Annotated in this window: 14 protein-coding genes; 11 read left to right on the forward strand and 3 right to left on the reverse strand. The window is 71.5% G+C overall.

What is annotated here, in order from left to right; genetic code table 11:
• The first annotated feature begins 131 nt into the window (after positions 1-131).
• Together ABTZ17_RS13710 and ABTZ17_RS13715 are read left to right on the forward strand one after the other, a co-directional pair.
• Positions 132-1346, forward strand: a complete 1215-nt coding sequence (locus tag ABTZ17_RS13710) for an IS701 family transposase (protein WP_352195767.1) — start codon at positions 132-134, stop codon at positions 1344-1346.
• Positions 1347-1854: 508 nt separating this feature from the next.
• Positions 1855-2193 carry a DoxX family protein gene (locus ABTZ17_RS13715; RefSeq protein WP_352195768.1) on the forward strand — a complete coding sequence of 113 codons (339 nt, stop codon included), beginning with the start codon at positions 1855-1857 and terminating at the stop codon, positions 2191-2193.
• A 31-nt stretch (positions 2194-2224) separates the two neighbouring features.
• On the opposite strand, the gene ABTZ17_RS13720 is transcribed toward ABTZ17_RS13715, so the two are convergent.
• From ABTZ17_RS13720 to ABTZ17_RS13730, 3 genes are read right to left on the reverse strand one after another with little or no spacing between them, the layout of a single operon-like run.
• Positions 2225-2413, reverse strand: coding sequence for a hypothetical protein (locus ABTZ17_RS13720; RefSeq protein WP_352195769.1), 189 nt, complete (start codon positions 2411-2413; stop codon positions 2225-2227).
• Between the two features lie 32 nt (positions 2414-2445).
• A complete protein-coding gene (locus ABTZ17_RS13725) occupies positions 2446-2907 on the reverse strand; it encodes a hypothetical protein (RefSeq protein WP_352195770.1) in 462 nt (153 codons plus the stop codon).
• 10 nt (positions 2908-2917) lie between these two features.
• A complete protein-coding gene (locus tag ABTZ17_RS13730; RefSeq protein WP_352195771.1) occupies positions 2918-3478 on the reverse strand; it encodes a hypothetical protein in 561 nt (186 codons plus the stop codon).
• A 140-nt stretch (positions 3479-3618) separates the two neighbouring features.
• Here ABTZ17_RS13730 and ABTZ17_RS13735 point away from each other — a divergent pair, with 140 nt between their 5' ends.
• The 9 genes from ABTZ17_RS13735 (at position 3619) to ABTZ17_RS13775 (ending at position 17718) form a co-directional block, all read left to right on the forward strand.
• Positions 3619-4062 carry a winged helix-turn-helix transcriptional regulator gene (locus tag ABTZ17_RS13735; RefSeq protein ID WP_352195772.1) on the forward strand — a complete coding sequence of 148 codons (444 nt, stop codon included), beginning with the start codon at positions 3619-3621 and terminating at the stop codon, positions 4060-4062.
• Between the two features lie 148 nt (positions 4063-4210).
• Positions 4211-5197, forward strand: coding sequence for a DUF1702 family protein (locus tag ABTZ17_RS13740; RefSeq protein WP_352195773.1), 987 nt, complete (start codon positions 4211-4213; stop codon positions 5195-5197).
• A 144-nt stretch (positions 5198-5341) separates the two neighbouring features.
• On the forward strand, positions 5342-6322 hold the full coding sequence (locus tag ABTZ17_RS13745; protein ID WP_352195805.1) for a DUF1702 family protein: 981 nt from the start codon (positions 5342-5344) through the stop codon (positions 6320-6322).
• Entirely contained in the window at positions 6319-8241 is a 1923-nt protein-coding gene (locus ABTZ17_RS13750; protein WP_502994670.1) for a CRTAC1 family protein, read from the forward strand. Before ABTZ17_RS13745 ends, ABTZ17_RS13750 begins: the two co-directional genes overlap by 4 nt.
• Before the next feature lies 1 nt (position 8242).
• Complete coding sequence (locus tag ABTZ17_RS13755; protein ID WP_352195774.1) at positions 8243-9526, forward strand: enediyne biosynthesis protein; 1284 nt, start codon at positions 8243-8245, stop codon at positions 9524-9526.
• Positions 9523-15333, forward strand: coding sequence for a type I polyketide synthase (locus ABTZ17_RS13760; RefSeq protein ID WP_352195775.1), 5811 nt, complete (start codon positions 9523-9525; stop codon positions 15331-15333). Before ABTZ17_RS13755 ends, ABTZ17_RS13760 begins: the two co-directional genes overlap by 4 nt.
• A complete protein-coding gene (locus ABTZ17_RS13765) occupies positions 15330-15830 on the forward strand; it encodes an acyl-CoA thioesterase (RefSeq protein ID WP_352195776.1) in 501 nt (166 codons plus the stop codon). The genes ABTZ17_RS13760 and ABTZ17_RS13765 overlap by 4 nt, the downstream gene beginning before the upstream one ends.
• Positions 15827-16372, forward strand: coding sequence for a flavin reductase family protein (locus ABTZ17_RS13770; protein ID WP_352195777.1), 546 nt, complete (start codon positions 15827-15829; stop codon positions 16370-16372). The genes ABTZ17_RS13765 and ABTZ17_RS13770 overlap by 4 nt, the downstream gene beginning before the upstream one ends.
• Positions 16369-17718 (forward strand): cytochrome P450, encoded by a 1350-nt coding sequence (locus ABTZ17_RS13775; protein ID WP_352195778.1) that lies wholly within the window; start codon positions 16369-16371, stop codon positions 17716-17718. The genes ABTZ17_RS13770 and ABTZ17_RS13775 overlap by 4 nt, the downstream gene beginning before the upstream one ends.
• Positions 17719-17797: the final 79 nt, after the last annotated feature.

Consider the following 17797-nt stretch of genomic DNA (forward strand, 5'->3'; position numbering starts at 1 on the left):
CCGGACTTGCCGAAGTCGCAGCGAGAGGTGCGAGCCGGGAACCCGGCAGCCGCAGCCGGTGGAAAAAAAGAGAACGATCGCTATGCTAATTCCGTGTTCGCTCGGACGGCCGATGCAGAGGGGAACGTGCCATGGCAGCCAACGACCTGACCCGCGCTCGGGTGCCGGTGTCCGTGATCACCGAACAGATCTTCGGGCACCTGCCGAGGGCCGATCAGCGCCACTGGGCACACGCCTACCTGCAGGGACTGCTCACCACCGAGGGGAAGAAGTCGGTCCGGCGCCTCGCCGCGACCGTCTCCGACTCACCGACCGCCTCCCAGTCCATGCACCAGTTCGTCAACGCCAGCCCGTGGGAATGGGCCCCGGCGCGAGCCGAGCTGATGCGATGGGTCGAGCGGCGGATCGCCCCCAAGGCCTGGGTGCTGGAGGTCGCGGTGCTGCGCAAGCGCGGCGACCACTCCTGCGGCGTGCACCGGCGCTTCGTCCCGGAGACCGGCCGCTCGGTGAACTGCCAGGTGGGCGTGGGCGCCTTCCTGACCAACGGCACCGAATCCCTGCCCACGGACTGGGGCCTTTTACTGCCCGGCAGCTGGGCCACCGACGAGGACCGGCGCTCCCGGGCCCGGATCCCCGACGGGGTGGCGCACCGCGCGATCGAGCAGCACGCCCTGGACCTGGTCGACAGCCTCGGAGCCGGCAGCCAGCTGAGCCCGCCGCCCGTGGTGGCCGACCTCAGTTGCTACGCCGGTGCCGCCTCCCTCGTGCGGGGGCTCAGCGCCCGCGGCCGTGACTTCGTCGTGGCGATCCCCGGCCGCACCCCCGTCGTACCGGGCAGCCACCTCGTGTCCCACCAGCCGTACTCCGGTGAGCTTCCGGCGGCCGTGGAAGCCCAACGGTTCTTCGAGCTGAAGACCGGCAGCCACCTGCGGATGGACGCCGTCGGCTCGATCGCGGGCGGACGGGACGGGCGTCCCGCACGGGCCTCGGTGCTCACCGGCCTGGTGCGCCTGCCCGAGGCGCGGCTCGGCCGCCAGCAGCCGCAGCACACCTACCGGCTCTTCGCCGTACGGCACTACGCGGGGCGGCGGTCCACGCGGCTGTGGCTCACCAACATGGTGCACCGGCGGGCCGAGGAACTGGTCGCGCTCGCGCAGTTGCAGCGGCGGGCCGGGGCCGGCGTGCAGACCCTGGAGCAGGACTTCGGTCTGCTGGACTTCGAAGGGCGTTCCTACCCCGGGTGGCACCACCACATGACCCTCGTGTCGGTGGCCTACGCGTACAGCCGGCTGGAGTTGCCGGGTGGGGCGGGGGAGCCGGCGTTGGTGGGGGTCCGCTCGGCCTAGGGTTCCGGGGCGGGCCAGGGTTTTTGGTCCGGACCGGGGCGAATGAGCGGGGCGGGTCCGACTCCCCCCATGTTCGGCCCGATTGCGGCCGGGCCCGTCCTTGTACGTGCGTACCGCCGATTGCTCGGCCCCGCCTTTCCGTGTTCGTCCCCCCGTGACGGAGAGGCGGGGCTCTTTCGCGCGCCGGGTGGGGGGCTTCGCCCCCTGCACCCTCGTTCGGGGGCTCCGCCCCCGGGCCCCCGCGCCTCAATCGCCGGCGGGGCTGGGTTTTGGTCGGGGTGGGTGGGCCCGTGCTTCCCGTGTGTTGGGTACTGGGATTTGGCCGGGGTGGGTGGGCTGGTGGTGCCGCCGTCAGTGGTTGGGGAAGGGTGGGGGAAGAATTCTTTCGGGAGTGGTCACATGCGCTTCGTGCTCGTCGTCAGTGGGGTGACGGGCACGTGAGCAGGCGTGCCGCAGACGGGCGGGTGGGGTCGATCACGGCTTCGCCGGCCTTCGGAAGGAGTTCGCCATGTCGACCGGATACCTCGTCCTCACCCTCGTCGCCGCGCTGATGAGCGGCTTCTCGGCGGTCTCGGTGCTGCGCGGGGCGGCTTTCGTGACCGGGCCATTGGAGGAGTACGGGGTGCCGCGGAGCTGGTGGAACCGGCTCGGGCTGCTGAAGGGGGCCGGGGCGGTGGGGCTCGTCGTGGGGCTCTTCGTGCCGGTGGTCGGGGTCGCCGCGGGGGTCGGGCTGGTCCTGTATTACGCGGGGGCCGTGGCGACCGTGGTCCGGGCGCGGGCCTTCGGGCACGTGGCGTTCCCGATGATGTACGCGGGGCCGGTGGTGGTGGCCTTGGTGCTGATGTGAGGGCCGTGCGGGTGCCGGGTTCCCCTTGGTGTCAGGGGTCCACGCAGCCGGCCGTGCAGTCGCCACAGGTGGAGAGCAGGGCGCCCAGGACGAGGATGCCGAGGATGATCAGGAGGACGTGCCGCACGTCGGTGTCCTCGTACCATCTGCCGGGCGTGGGGCGGCCCGGGGTCGGGTCCTGGGCTTCGTTCGCCGGGTCTTCGTCTTCCGGTGGGGGCATGGGGGGCACCTGCCGTGTTCGGGACCGGTCGGTCAGACCTTCACGAGGGTGGCGGGCTTCGGCGGCATCAGGTGGCGGCGGGCCAGGTAGGCCAGGAGGCCGTACGAGAGGGCCAGCAGGGCCAGGGTGAAGATCCACTCGTGGGAGCCGCCGGGGCGGTAGACGCGGCCGGGGTTGCCGACGTCCACCGCGGGGGTGGCCTTGCCGACGGTGAGGGAGCCGCGGCCGGAGCCGTAGAGGGAGATGCCCTCCCGGCTGACCCGGCCGTCGGTGGAGCGGAAGGTGCCCGACCATTCGCAGGTCTCGTGGCCGGGGTGGGCCACGCAGCTGAGCCGGCTCGCCGTGAAGGAGCCCGAGACCCCGTCCGCCGTCGCGGCCCGGACCACGTTGCCGACGTTCGGCAGGGCCAGGTACATCAGCAGGGCGGCGAAGGCCAACATCAGCGAACCGTAGAAGCCCGAGGGGCGCGGTCGGACCGCCTTCCGCTCCTCCATCACTCCTCCATCACGCGGTCAGGGCGCAGTCGCAGCGCGCGGTGGCGTTGTCGGCCCGGTTGGCGCGGGTGTGGTAGACCATCGCGACGATCATCGGGATGGTGACCAGCGCGTTGTAGAAGAGGTGCAGTTCCACGCGGGGGAAGACCAGCTGCAGGATGCTCGTGGGGACGGCCTTGCCCGCGATGTAGGCGCCGGCGAGGGCCTGGACGAGCAGCAGCAGGTGCTCGAAGTGGTGCCAGACCTGCACGCCGAGGGTGACGTTCCACCAGGTGCGGGAGCGGCCGTGGAAGCCGCTGCGGAACATGATGAAGCCGATGAGCATGAGCACGGCGTAGCCGTAGTGCATCCACTCGGACTTGACCAGCCACGGGAACGGGACGCCGAGGACGCCGCGCGCCTCGGGCACCGACCAGCCGAGGATGTAGATCTGGGTGGCCTGGGCGAGGTGCTCGGCCCAGTGCGCCAGGACCAGGACGAGGAACACCCTCAGCCCGATCTTGTGGAACCTCGTGTTGAGCGACTCCATGACACCGGACTTGACCGGTGGCGCCTGCGTGTCTGCAGCCATGTTCGGAAACCTCCCTGCTCCGGATCCGGAGGCTATGTCAGCAGCGGGCGGGTCGACGGGTCTTCTTCAAGATTGCTGAGTTGCGTTCAAGCAGGAACCGAGAGGGTCCTATCACGCAACTGACCAGCTACCTTGGCCGCATGCTGAAACGGACGTACGAAGGTCAGGACTGCAATCTGGCCCGGTCCCTGGAAGTGATCGGGGAACGCTGGAGCCTGTTGATCGTCCGCTCGGCGCTGCTGGGCGTGAAGCGGTTCGACGGGTTCACCGGGCACCTCCAGATCGCCCGGAACATCCTCACGAGCCGGCTGGCCCGGCTGGTCGAGCTGGGGATCATGGAGAAGGTGCCGTACCAGGACAAGCCGGTGCGCTACGAGTACCCGCTGACGCCCATGGGCCGGGACCTCGCCACCGCGGTCATCGCCCTCATGCAGTGGGGGGACCGCAACCTGCCGCTGGAGCAGGGGCCGCCGCGGCGGGCCGAGCACATCGGCTGCGACGGGCACGTCCATGTTCGACTCGGCTGTGGCAAGTGCGACCGGGAGGTCCACGGGGAGGAGGTGGCGGTGCGTCGTATCCGCTGATCAGCCACTCTTCCCCTACGTCGAAACCACTAGATCGGTGTTCTGGTGGGGGGAGATGCGCACTTCCGAAGATGCCACGTGATATAGGCCCCCCACACGATGAGCCCTCCCGCCACCCACCCGCGGTGGCCGGCAGAGGAGGCACAGCGTGGGAACGGCAACGGGCGCTCTGCGCAAGCTGCTCATGGCTCCGGCCCTGAGCGAGGTGAGCTTCGCCGGACGGGGCTTCCCCGTCATCCCGACGGCGGCGACCGCGCAGCTGGAATCCATCCCGCAGGCGGTGGTGACCGGCTTCGAGTGGGGCATCGAGTCCCGCGACCTGTGGGAGACCGAGCGGCGGCTGGCCCTGGTGGACGCCGAGCTCCAGGGCTTCGCCTACGAGGGCGCGACCATGGCCTCCGTCATCCGCGACGTGATGGGCCCCGGGCGCGGTCCCCGCACCAAGGAGCTGATGGAGGGCGCCAACGGGCGCCGCCACATCTTCCTCAACTACATCGGCATCGGCTTCGCCATGGCCAAGCTGCCCCGGCCGCTGTGGAAGAAGGTCATGCCGGACCTCCAGGGCGAGGAGTTCTACCCGCCCATGCTCTGGCTGGCCGTGGACGGCTACGGCTTCGACCGGGCCTACTTCGACACCCGGCGCTGGATCGACGAGCAGCGGCTTGACGCGCCGTACGCGTGGGACGGCCACCCCGACTACTTCCGGCGCGCCTTCGACCAGGGTGTCGGGCGCGCGCTGTGGTTCATCCACGGGGCGCAGGTGGACAACGTCACCGCGGCCGTGAACCGGTTCGCCTCCGAGCGGCACGCCGACCTGTGGGCCGGGGTGGGCCTGGCCGCGACCTTCGCGGGCTGCTCGACCCCGGAGGACCTGTCCTCGCTGTACGCGGCGAGCGGGGAGCACCGCGGGCACCTCGGGCAGGGCTCCGTCTTCGCGGCGAAGGCCCGGCACTTCTCCCGGACGATCCCGGAGCACACCCGGACCGCCGTGCACGCGCTGGCCGGGCTGACGGTGGAGCAGGCCGCGCGGCTCGCCGACGACAGCACCCCGGACCTCTCGGGGGCCGGAGCGATCCCGACGTACGAGCTGTGGCGGACCGCGGTCCGCGAGGGCCTGAAGGTCAACGCGACCTGATCCATTTCCGTGCACGGAATTCCGCGCCGTTCGAGCAAGAACGGAGTGGACGCCCCGCCGGGGGCCGTCGCTAGATTCGAAATACAGGTAATTCGTAAGGGAATTCAGGCAGGTCTTACACGAGGGGCGGTTCGGTAAGTGTCCATGTTGCGTGCGCTGAGGCGCAGGGTCCTCACACCCAATGTCCGGGAAACGCATCTGGATCGACGCGGTTTCCACGTGAAGAATCCAGAGGCCAAGCATCAGCTGGAGACCGTGGGGTGCACCTTCTTGCAGGGGTACGCCTACGCGGTGGAGGCCCGTTCCGCGGCCGAGGCCGAGGAATGGCTGGAGACCGTGCCCCGCGCCTACCGGGGCTTCGCCTACGAGGGCGCCGGGATGGGCGCCGTCATGCTCGACGCGCTGAGCGGCAGTGACAAGCGGCTCTCCGGCCTCCTGGAGGGCGAGGGCGCGAAGCACGACTACATGATCTGGGTCGGGGTGGGCTGGGCGATGGCCCGGCTGCCGAAGTTCCTGTGGCCGGACGTCACCAAGGTCGACCCGGTGCTGCGCTGGCTGATCCTGGACGGCTACGGCTTCCACCAGGCCTACTTCAAGACCGAGGACTACGTCCGCAAGCCGCACCTGGAGCACCCCTTCAGCTGGGCGGGCGGCACCGACGCCTACAGCCAGAGGGCCCTGGACCAGGGCATCGGCCGGGCCCTGTGGTTCGTCGGCGGCACCGACCCCGACGTGGTGGCCGGGCTGATCGCCGCCTACCCCGAGCACCGGCACGGCGACCTGTACGCCGGCTCCGGGCTGGCCTGCACCTACGCGGGCAGCGCCGACGAGCAGGAGTTGAAGAAGTTCGCCGAGTACGCCGGCAAGAACCTCCCCAACCTCGCGCAGGGCTCCGCCTTCGCCTCCGAGGCGCGGGTGAAGGCCGGTACCACCATCGACCACACCCGGATGGCCGCCCGCGTGCTGTGCGCCGGCCGGACCCCGGAGGAGGCCGCGCAGGTCTGCCTGGACACGCGGCCCGACACCTGCCCCGGCGGGGACACCCCCGCCTTCGAGACCTGGCGTCGTGACATCGCGGCCAGGGTCGTCGTCCCCTCGTACTCCCAGAAAGGCGCCAGCGCATGACGCACCCAGTTGGCTGGCTCAGGAAGCAGGCAGCCGGAGTAGTCGCCCTCGCCCTCATGGTGAGCGCTTTCTACGCAGTGAAGCCTGATTCTTCCTCGGCCGCGGAAAAGAACGATGTGGCGAAGAGTTTCGCATTCGAACCGATGTCGATTGCGATGCCCTCCGGATATCGTCAGCAGACCGTGCGCAAGGTGAACAAGGCGTACAAGCACATCGAGGCGTGGATTTCCTCGGTGGGCGCCGGTGTCGCGATGAACGACATCGACGGGGACCGCCTCCCCAACGACCTGTGCATCACCGACCCGCGCATCGACCAGGTGGTCATCACCCCGGCCCCCGTGCCCGGCCGCAAGAGCGCCACGTACGCGCCCTTCGTGCTGGACCCCGCCCCGCTGCCCAAGAGCAAGACCAGCGCCCCGATCGGCTGCGTCCCCGGTGACTTCAACGAGGACGGCGCCACGGACCTGCTGGTCTACTACTGGGGCCGCACCCCGGTGATCTTCCAGCAGAAGAAGATGGCCTGGGACAACAAGATGCCGCTCAAGGCCGAGTGCTTCGAGCCGGTGGAGCTGCTGCCCGGCAACGGCGGCAGCATCTACACGGGCCCGCTGTGGAACTCCAACGCGGCCGCCGTCGCCGACTTCGACGGGGACGGCCACAAGGACATCTACATCGGCAACTACTTCCCCGAGAGCCCCGTCCTGGACGACACCAAGGACGGCGGGGTCACGATGAACGACTCCATGTCGCACGCCCAGAACGGCGGCGGCGGGCACTTCTTCCTGAAGACCCCCGGCGGCTACAAGCTGGTCACCGACCGGATCATCCCCAAGGGCCGCGACAAGGGCTGGACCCTGGCCGCCTCGGCCACCGACCTCGACGGTGACCTGCTGCCCGAGCTGTACCTGGGCCTCGACTTCGGCTCCACGACCCTGCTGCACAACCGGTCCACCCCCGGCAAGCTGAAGTTCGTCGAGGTGAAGGCCAAGCACTCCGGGCTGATGCCGAAGTCCAAGGAGATCGGGCGCAGCTCCTTCAAGGGCATGGGCATCGACTGGGCCGACCTCAACGGCGACGGCCTCCTCGACTCCTTCATCTCGAACATCACGACCTCCTTCGGCATCCAGGAGTCGAACTACACCTTCATCAGCAAGGCGAAGGACCAGACGGACCTGCGCAACAAGCTGAGCAAGGGCGAAGCCCCCTGGAAGGACGAGAGCGCCTCCCTGAACACCGCCTGGTCCGGCTGGGGCTGGGACGTGAAGATGGCCGACTTCGACAACAACGGCTCCCCCGAGATCACCCAGGCCACCGGCTTCGTGAAGGGCAAGCGCAGCCGCTGGGCGCAGCTCCAGGAGCTCGCCACCGCCAACGACCAGCTGGTCCGGCACCCCTACTTCTGGCCGAAGGTCGAAGCGGGCGACGACCTGGCGGGCGACCAGTTCATGCGGCTGTGGGCGCGCAACGGCGACAAGTACGACAACATCTCGAAGGAGCTCGGGCTCGACGTGCCCGTCCCCACCCGCGGCATCGCCACCGGTGACGCCGACGGCGACGGCCGCCTCGACATGGTGATCGCCCGGCAGTGGGACTCCCCCGTCTTCTACTGCAACCTCAGCCCGGCGAACAACGACTTCCTCGGCCTGAACCTCGTCGACGACAAGGGTTCCGCCGTGGTGGGCGCCGAGGTGACCGTCACGCTGCCCGACGGGAAGACCCTGCTGGGTCGCGTCGACGGCGGCAGCGGGCACTCCGGCAAGCGCTCCACCGACGTCCACATCGGCCTCGGCAAGGTCAGCGGTCCGGTCCAGGCGAACGTCGCCTGGCGGGACACCACCGGCCAGGTCCGCAAGCAGGCTCTTTCGCTGAGCCCCGGCTGGCACACGGTCCAGCTCGGCACCGAAGCCAAGGAGAAGTGACGTGTCCACCACCGCCACCGCCGCTCCCGCCGCCGGGGGCCCAGCCAAGCCGGCCGGACCGCCGCGCCACGACCCGAAGGTCATCACCGCGCTGAAGCGGTTCGCCATCTCCATCACGGTGCTGAACATCCTCGGCTACACCGTGCTCGGCTTCGAGCAGGGCTGGCTCTGGCCCTTCATCGCCGTCGCCACCGGCTACGTCACCGAGCTGGCCCTGGAATGGGTCAGCGCCAAGGGCGAGGGCCGTCCGCCGCGCTACGCGGGCGGCGGGTTCAAGGGGCTCGTGGAGTTCCTGTTCCCGGCCCACATCACCAGCCTCGCGGTCAACATGCTCACCTACGTCAACGACCGCTGGTGGGTCATGATGTTCGGCGTCATCGTCGCCGTCGGCACCAAGCACGTGCTGCGCGCCCCCCTCAAGGGCCGGATGCGGCACTACATGAACCCGTCCAACTTCGGGATCATGATCATCCTGGTGCTGTTCCCCTGGGCCAGCATCGCCCCGCCGTACCACTTCACCGAGTACCTGACGGGCACCACCGCCCCCGGTGACTGGATCCTCCCGGCGGTCATCCTCACCCTCGGCACCATGCTCAACGCCAAGCTCACCAACCGCATGTGGCTGATCATGGGCTGGCTGGTCGGATTCGCCCTCCAGGCGATCATCCGGGGCTGGATGTTCGACACCTCCATCCCCGCCGCCCTCGGCATGATGACCGGCACCGCCTTCGTGCTCTTCACCAACTACATGGTGACCGACCCCGGCACCTCCCCCTCGAAGAAGTCCTCGCAGATCGCCTTCGGCGGCGGCGTCGCCGCCGTCTACGGCCTGCTGATGGCCGTGAACATCACCTACGGCATCTTCTTCGCCACCGCCATCGTCTGCGGCATCCGCGGCGCCTACCTGTGGGGGCTGCACTTCCAGGAGAAGCAGCGCGCGGGCCTGGCCAAGGCCGCCGCCCTGCGTCCGGCCGAGCCGCTGACGGTCGTCCCGACGCCCGCCCCGGCCCCCGGCCCGATCTCCGCGCCCGTGCCGGTCCCGGCCGCCGCGTCCGCCCCGGTCGAGGCCCCGGTCAAGCTGCCCGCCGGCGCCGACACCATCCCGGTGTCCGTGGTGCCCGCACCCGCCGCGGACGCCTGCGCCGCCGGCAGCTGCGACCACGCCGCCTGCGCCGCCTCCCGCGCCGCCGCCGCCGACCCGTGCGCGGCGGGCAGCTGCCAGCACGGCAAGTGCGCCGCCATGCGCTCCGCAGCCGCCAAGGAGAAGGTGACGGTGACCCTGTGACCAGAATCGCCATCGTCGGGATAGCGGGCCGCTACCCCGACGCCGCCACCCACCGCGAGCTGTGGGAGAACGCCGTCGCCGGTCGACGCGCCTTCCGCCGCCTCCCCGACGTGCGGATGCGCCTCGCGGACTACTGGGACGCCGACCCGACCACCCCCGACCGCTTCTACGCCCGCAACGCGGCCGTCCTGGAGGGCTACTCCTTCGACCGCATCGCCCACCGCATCGCGGGCAGCACCTACCGCTCCACCGACCTCACCCACTGGCTCGCCCTCGACACCGCCGGACAGGCCCTCGCCGACGCCGGGTTCGCGGGCGGCGAGAACCTCCCGAAGGAACGCACCGGCGTCATCGTCGGCAACACCCTCACCGGCGAGTTCTCCCGCGCCAACGTGATGCGGCTGCGCTGGCCGTACGTACGGCGGGTCCTCGCCGCGGCCCTCAAGGCCGAGGACTGGGAGGACGAGCGCACCGCCGACTTCCTCGCCGGCGTGGAGGACGCCTACAAGCAGCCCTTCCCCGCCATCGACGAGGACACCCTCGCCGGCGGACTCTCCAACACCATCGCCGGACGGATCTGCAACTACTACGACCTCAACGGCGGCGGCTACACCGTCGACGGAGCCTGCTCCTCCTCCCTGCTGTCCGTCACCACCGCCGCCACCGGCCTGGTCAACGGCGACCTGGACGTGGCTGTCGCGGGCGGCGTGGACCTCTCCATCGACCCCTTCGAGATCATCGGCTTCGCCAAGACCGGCGCCCTCGCCCGGCGCGAGATGCGGCTCTACGACCGCGGCTCCAACGGCTTCTGGCCCGGCGAGGGCTGCGGCATGGTCGTCCTCATGCGCGAGGAGGACGCCCTGGCCGGCGGCCACCGCGTCTACGCCTCCCTCGCCGGCTGGGGCATCGCCTCCGACGGCCAGGGCGGCATCACCCGCCCCGAGGTCAGCGGCTACCAGCTCGCCATGCGGCGCGCCTACGAGCGCGCCGGATTCGGCGCCGACACCGTGCCCCTCTTCGAAGGACACGGCACCGGCACCGAAGTCGGCGACGCCACCGAACTCAAGGCCATCATGGGCGCCCGCGCCGACGCGAACGCCAAGGCACCCGTCGCCGCCATCTCCTCCATCAAGGGGATGATCGGCCACACCAAGGCCGCCGCCGGCGTCGCCGGACTCATCAAGGCCACCCTGGCCGTGGACGCGGCCCTGCTGCCGCCCGCCATCGGCTGCGTGGAACCGCACGACCTGCTCACCGCCGACGGCGCCAACCTGCGCGTCCTCCGCCAGGCCGAAGCCTGGCCCAAGGACGCCCCGCTGCGCGCCGCCGTCACCGCCATGGGCTTCGGCGGCATCAACACCCACGTGGTCGTCGACAAGGCCGTGCCCAAGCGGCGCCCGGCCCCCAGCCGCCGCGCCACCACCCTCGCCCGGTCCCTCCAGGACTCCGAGCTGCTCCTGCTCGACGCCGAGTCCCCACAGGCCCTGGGCGAACGCCTCACCGAGGTCGCCGCCTTCGCCGCGCAGCTGTCCTACGCGCAGCTCGCCGACCTCGCCGCCACCCTCCAGCGGGAACTGCGGGAGCTGCCCTACCGGGCCGCCGCCGTCGTCACCTCCCCCGAGGACGCCGAGGCCCGCCTCACCGCCCTCGCGGGCACCGTCGCCGAGGGCACCACCCGGCACTTCGCCACCGACGGCCGCACCTTCCTCGGCAAGGCCGCCGACGGGGACGCCCGCATCGGCTTCCTCTTCCCCGGCCAGGGCTCCGGCAAGGGCACCGGCGGGGGCGCGCTGCGCCGCCGCTTCACCGAGGCCGCCGAGATCTACGCCACGGCCGGCCTGCCCACCAGCGGCGACATGGTCGCCACCGACGTGGCCCAGCCGCGGATCGTCACCGGCTCCACCGCCGGACTCCGCGTCCTGGACTCCCTCGGCATCGAGGCCGACCTGGCCATCGGCCACAGCCTCGGCGAACTCTCCGCCCTGCACTGGGCCGGAGCGCTGGAGGGCCCCCGGCTCCTGGAGGCCGCCCGTGTCCGCGGCGCCGCCATGGCCGAACACAGCGCCTCCGGGACGATGGCCTCCCTGGCCGCCGCCCCCGGCGCCGTCACCACCCTCACCGAAGGGCTGCCGGTGGTCATCGCCGGCTACAACGGCCCGAACCAGACCGTGGTCGCCGGACCCGTCGACGCCGTCGAGACCGTCGCCGAACGGGCCAAGGCCGCCCAGGTCACCTGCACCCGACTCGCCGTCAGCCACGCCTTCCACTCCCCGCTCGTCGCCCCCGCCGCCGAATCCTTCGGCGAATGGCTGGCCGCCGAGGAGTTCGGCACCGTGGACCGGCGGATCGTCTCCACCGTCACCGGCGAGGACCTGGAGCAGGACGGCGACCTCGCCAAGCTGCTCCGCCGCCAGATCACCGACCCGGTGCTCTTCACCCAGGCCGTCGAGGCCGCCGCCGCGGACGTCGACCTCTTCATCGAGGTCGGCCCCGGACGCGTCCTCAGTACCCTGGCCGCCGCCACCGCGGACGTACCGACCGTCGCCCTCAACACCGACGACGAGTCCCTGCGCCCGCTGCTCGCCGTCGTCGGCGCCGCCTACGTCACCGGCGCCCCGATCATCCACGAGCGGCTCTTCCGCGACCGGCTCACCCGGCCGCTGGAGATCGGCACCGAGTTCTCCTTCCTCACCAGCCCCTGCGAGCAGGCCCCCGAGATCAACCTGCCCGCCGGACGCGCCACCCGCCCGGCCGCCGACGACGGCACGGACACCGGCACCGACGCCCACGACGGCGCCGGGTCCGCCGACACCGGGGCGACCCCGCTGGAAGTCCTCCGCGCCCTCGTCGCCGAACGCGCCGAACTCCCCCCGGAGCTCGTCGCCGACGACAGCAGTCTCCTGGACGACCTGCACATGAGCTCCATCACCGTCGGCCAGATCGTCAACCAGGCCGCCACCAAGCTCGGCATCGGCGCCGCCCACGTGCCGACCAACTTCGCCACCGCCACCGTGGCCCAGCTCGCCGAAGCCCTCGAAGAGCTCATCGGCTCCGGCGGCGCCGCCACCGGCGGCGGACCCCTCGTCACCGGCTCCGCCGTCTGGGCCCGCCCCTTCGCCGTGGACCTCGACGAGGTACCCCTCGGCCCGCCCGGAACCACCGACAGCAACGGCACCTGGGAACTCCACACCGCCGGCCCCGGCGACTTCGGCCGGCAACTCAAGGAAGCCCTGGAAAGCGCGGGCGTCGGCTCCGGCGTGGTCGTCTGGCTGCCGCCGGCCTGCCCCGCCGACCACATCGCCCAGGCCCTCGACGGAGCCAAGGCCGCCCTCGCCGGCGACCGCGAACGCCGCTTCGTCCTCGTCCAACACGGCCGCGGCGCCGCCGGCCTCGCCAAGACCCTCCACCAGGAAGGACACCTGCGCACCACCATCGTCCACACCCCCCGACCCGGAGAGGAGACCGTCCGCGCCGTCCTCGCCGAGGTCGCCGCCACCACCCGCTTCACCGAGGTCCACTACGACGAGCAGGGCACCCGCCGGGTCCCGACCCTGCGCGCCCTGCCCGTGGCCCCGGCCCGCACCGAACACGTCATCGGCACCGGCGACGTCCTCCTCGTCACCGGCGGAGGCAAGGGCATCACCGCCGAGTGCGCCCTCGCCGTGGCCAAGGAGACCGGAGCCAAACTCGCCGTACTCGGCCGCTCCGACCCCGCCCAGGACAAGGACCTCGCCGACAACCTGGCCCGCATGGCCGACGGCGGCATCCCCGTGGCCTACGCCCGCGCCGACGTCACCGACCCGGCCCGGGTCACCGCCGCCATCGCCGAACTCACCGCCGAACTCGGCCCCGTCACCGCCCTCCTGCACGGCGCCGGACGCAACGAACCCGGCGCCCTCACCTCCCTCGGCATAGAGGACTTCCGGCGCACCTTCGCGCCGAAGGTCGACGGCCTCCGCGCCGTCCTCGACGCCGTCGGCGAGGGCAGCCTGAAGCTGCTCGTCACCTTCGGCAGCATCATCGGCCGGGCCGGCCTGCGCGGCGAGGCCCACTACGCCACCGCCAACGAATGGCTGGCCGACATCACCGAGGAAGTCGCCCGCACCCAGCCCGGCTGCCGTGCCCTCTGCATGGAATGGTCGGTCTGGTCCGGGGTGGGCATGGGAGAGAAGCTCTCCGTCGTCGAAACCCTCTCCCGCGAGGGCATCGTCCCGGTCTCCCCCGACGCCGGAGTCGAGATCATGCTCCGGCTGATCGGCGACCCCGACGCCCCCGTCGTCACCGTCATCAGCGGCCGCACCGAAGGCATCGGCACCGTCCGCAAGGACCTGCCGCAGCTCCCGCTGCTCCGCTTCACCGGCACCCCGCTCGTCCGCTACCACGGCGTCGAACTCGTCACCGAGGTCGAACTCAACGCGGGCACCGACGCCTACCTCGCCGACCACCTCCTCGACGGCAACCTGCTCCTCCCCGCCGTCCTCGGCATGGAAGGCATGGTGCAGGTCGCCCGCGCCGCCACCGGCTGGGAGAAGGTCCCCGTCATCGAGGGCGCCAAGTTCCTGCGCCCCATCGTGGTGCCCCCCAACGGCACCACCCGCATCCGGATCGCGGCCACCGTGACCGGACCCGACACCGTGGACGTGGCCGTCCACTCGGAGGAGACCGGCTTCGTCGCCGAACACTTCCGGGCCCGGCTCCTCTACGGCGACCTCCCCATCCCCGAAGGACAACCCCTCCAGGTGCCCGACGGGGTCCCGGCCGCCCCCCTGGAGCCCGTCGCGGACCTGTACCGCAGCGGGGTCCTCTTCCAGGGCGACCGCTTCCAGCGCCTGCGCCGCTTCCACCGGGCGGCCGCCCGGCACGTGGACGCCGACGTGGCCCTGGGCGCCCCCACCGGCTGGTTCGCCCCCTACCTCCCGGCGCAACTGCTCCTCGCCGACCCGGGCATGCGGGACGCGCTCATGCACGGCAACCAGGTCTGCGTCCCCGACGCCACCCTGCTGCCCTCCGGCATCGAGCGGCTCTACCCGCTGGCCGCCGGCGCCGACGTCCCCGCACAGGTCCGGTACTGCGCCACCGAGCGCTACCGAGACGGGGACACCTACGTCTACGACATCGCGGTCCGCGACGCCGACGGCACCATCGTCGAGCGCTGGGACGGCCTGACCCTGCACGCCGTCCGCAAGAACGACGGCGCCGGCCCCTGGGTGGAGCCCCTCCTCGGCTCCTACCTCGAACGGACCCTGGAGGAGGTCCTCGGCACGCACATCGCGGTCGCCGTGGAACCGGACGCCCCGGACCACGACGGCTCCACCGCCTCCCGGCGCGCCCGCACCGCGGCCGCCGTCCAGCGGGCCCTCGGCGACACCGCCGAGATCCGCTACCGCCCCGACGGGCGGCCCGAGACCGACGGGGACCGGCACGTGTCGGCCGCCCACGGCCTCGGCGTCACCGTCGGCGTCGTCGCCGACCGCACGGTCGCCACCGACGTGGAGGCCGTCAACGTCCGCTCCGAAAAGGACTGGGCCGGACTGCTCGGCGAGTACGCGGCACTCGCCGCCCTCGTGGCCACCGAGACGGGCGAAGCCCCGGACACGGCCGCCACCCGGGTCTGGAGCGCCGTGGAGTGCCTGAAGAAGGCGGGCGTCCTCGCGGGCGCACCGCTGACCCTGGCCCCCGGGAACCGACCCAACTGGGTCGTCTTCACCGCCGGGGAGCTGCGCATCGCGACCTTCGTGACCGCGCTGCGCGGCACCCTGGACCCGGGTGTCTTCGCCTTCCTGACCGACGGCACGGACGCGTCATGACGGGGCGGGCGGACCACTTCGCGTACCGGCACACGGTCGCCTTCGTGGAGACCGGACCGGGCGGCGCCGCGGACTACGTGCACTACCTGCACTGGCAGGGACGCTGCTGGCAGCTGTTCCTCCGGCAGGCGGCGCTGGACGAGCTCGACGGGATCAACGGCCCCGTCGGGCCCGACGGGATCGGTGGTTCGCCCGCCGACCTGCGGCTGTTCACCCTGCAGGTCGACTGCGAGCTGTTCGAGGCGGTCAGTGCGCAGGACCGCTTGTCCGTACGGATGCGCGTGGCCGAACTCGGCCACACGCAAGTCGACCTGACGTTCGACTACGTCAGGGAGACGGGGGACGGGGAGGTGCCGGTGGCCCGCGGCAGCCAGCGCGTGGTGTGTCTGCGCGGGCCCGACGACGCCCCGGTCCCCGCACTGATCCCCGAGGCGCTGGCACAGGCGCTGGCGCCCTATGCGGCCGGGATTCGGCCGCCGGCAGGGAGGCAGACATGACTCTGATGGCCGCTCCGACCCTGGAGCTCGTCGACATGGGCGACCGGACCCAGCTGCGCAGGACCTTCGGAGCGTTCCCCACCGGCGTCACCATCGTGACCGTCGGCGGGAACGCCCCCCGGGGCATGACAGCGAACTCCTTCACCTCGGTGTCCCTCGAACCACCGCTGGTGCTGATCTGCGTGAACAAGGACGCCATCATGCATGGCAGCCTGCTGCGCTCCGACACCTTCTCGGTGTCGGTGCTCTCCTCCGGCCACGAGACCGTGGCCCGGCACTTCGCCAACAGCCGCCGGCCCGCCGGGGCCGACCAGTTCCACGACGTGGAGTGGATCCCCGGCCGCGCCACCGACGCCCCGCTGATCTCCGGCGCGGTCGCCCACTTCGAATGCGAGAAGTGGGCCGGCTACGACGGCGGCGACCACACCATCTTCCTCGGCAAGGTGCTCTCCGCGGCCCGGCAGCCCGAGGAGGAGGCCATCCTCTTCGCGGGCGGCCGCTTCCGCGCCCTCGCGGACCGTCCGGAAGGCGGACTGGCGTGAAGGTCCACCCACCCGGCCCGCCGCTGCGGGCCATGCCCGGACTGTTGAGGAAGCTGGTCGCCGACCGGCTGGCCCTCATGCAGGACGCCGCCGACCTCGGCGACGCGGTCCGGGTCAACATGGGCCCCAAGAAGATGTACATCTTCAACCGGCCCGACCTGGCCAAGCACGTCCTGGCCGACAACGCCGACAACTACCACAAGGGCATCGGCCTGGTGCAGGCCCGCCGTGTCCTGGGCGACGGACTCCTCACCAGTGACGGCGAGGTGTGGCGCACCCAGCGCCGGGCCGTACAGCCCGCCTTCAAGCCGGGACGCATCACCCGGCAGGCGGACGCCGTCGCCGAGGAGGCCGCGAAACTCGTCGCCCTGCTGCGCCGCCACGAGGGCCAAGGGCCCGTGGACGTCCTCCACGAGGTCACCGGACTCACCCTCGGGGTCCTCGGCCGCACCCTGCTCGACTCCGACCTGGCCCGCTACGACTCGATCGCGCACGCCTTCGAGGAAGTACAGGACCAGGCCATGCTGGAGATGGTCACCCAGGGGGCCACCCCCGGCTGGTTGCCCTTCCCCGCCCAGGCCCGTTTCCGCAAGGCCCGGCGCGAACTGCACCGGGTCGCGGACGCCCTGGTCGCCGAACGGGTGGCCCGGATGGCCGACGGCGAACAGCCCGACGACGCCCTCTCCCGGATCATCGTGGCCGCCCGCGCCCAGGAGAAGGACGCCGAACGGGAACGGCAGCGGCTCCGGGAGGAGTTGGTCACCCTGCTCCTCGCCGGGCACGAGACCACCGCCAGCACCCTCGGCTGGACCCTGTACCTGCTGGAACAGCACCCCGAGGCCCGCGAGGGGGTGCGCGCCGAGGCCCGCGCGGTCCTCGGGGACCGGATCCCGGAGGCCGCGGACCTGCACAAGCTGACGTACACCACCAAGGTCATCCAGGAGGCCATGCGGCTCTACCCGCCGGTGTGGGTGCTGCCGCGGGTGGCCCAGGAGGACGACGAGGTGGGCGGATACCACGTGTCCGCCAAGTCGGACGTGCTGGTCTGCCCGTACGTCATGCACCGCAACCCGCGGCTGTGGGAGGACCCGCTGCGCTTCGACCCGGAGCGCTTCGACCCCAAGCGGGTCGCGGGCCGGGACCGGTACGCCTACATCCCGTTCGGCGCCGGACCGCGGTTCTGCATCGGCAGCAACCTCGGGATGATGGAGGCCGTGTTCGTGGCGGCCCTGGTCACCCGGGACCTCGACCTGCGGATGCACCCCTGCCACCCGGCCGTCCCGGAGGCCATGCTCAGCCTGCGGATGCGGGGCGGCATGCCGATGACGGTGCACCCGGTGAGCTGAGGGACCGGCCACAGCGCGAAAAGAGGAGGGGCCCGACGCGGTGCACGCCGCGTCGGGCCCCTCCTTCGTGCTGCCGGTG

This window comes from Streptomyces sp. NPDC097619, from assembly GCF_040302735.1.
GTDB lineage: Bacteria > Actinomycetota > Actinomycetes > Streptomycetales > Streptomycetaceae > Streptomyces.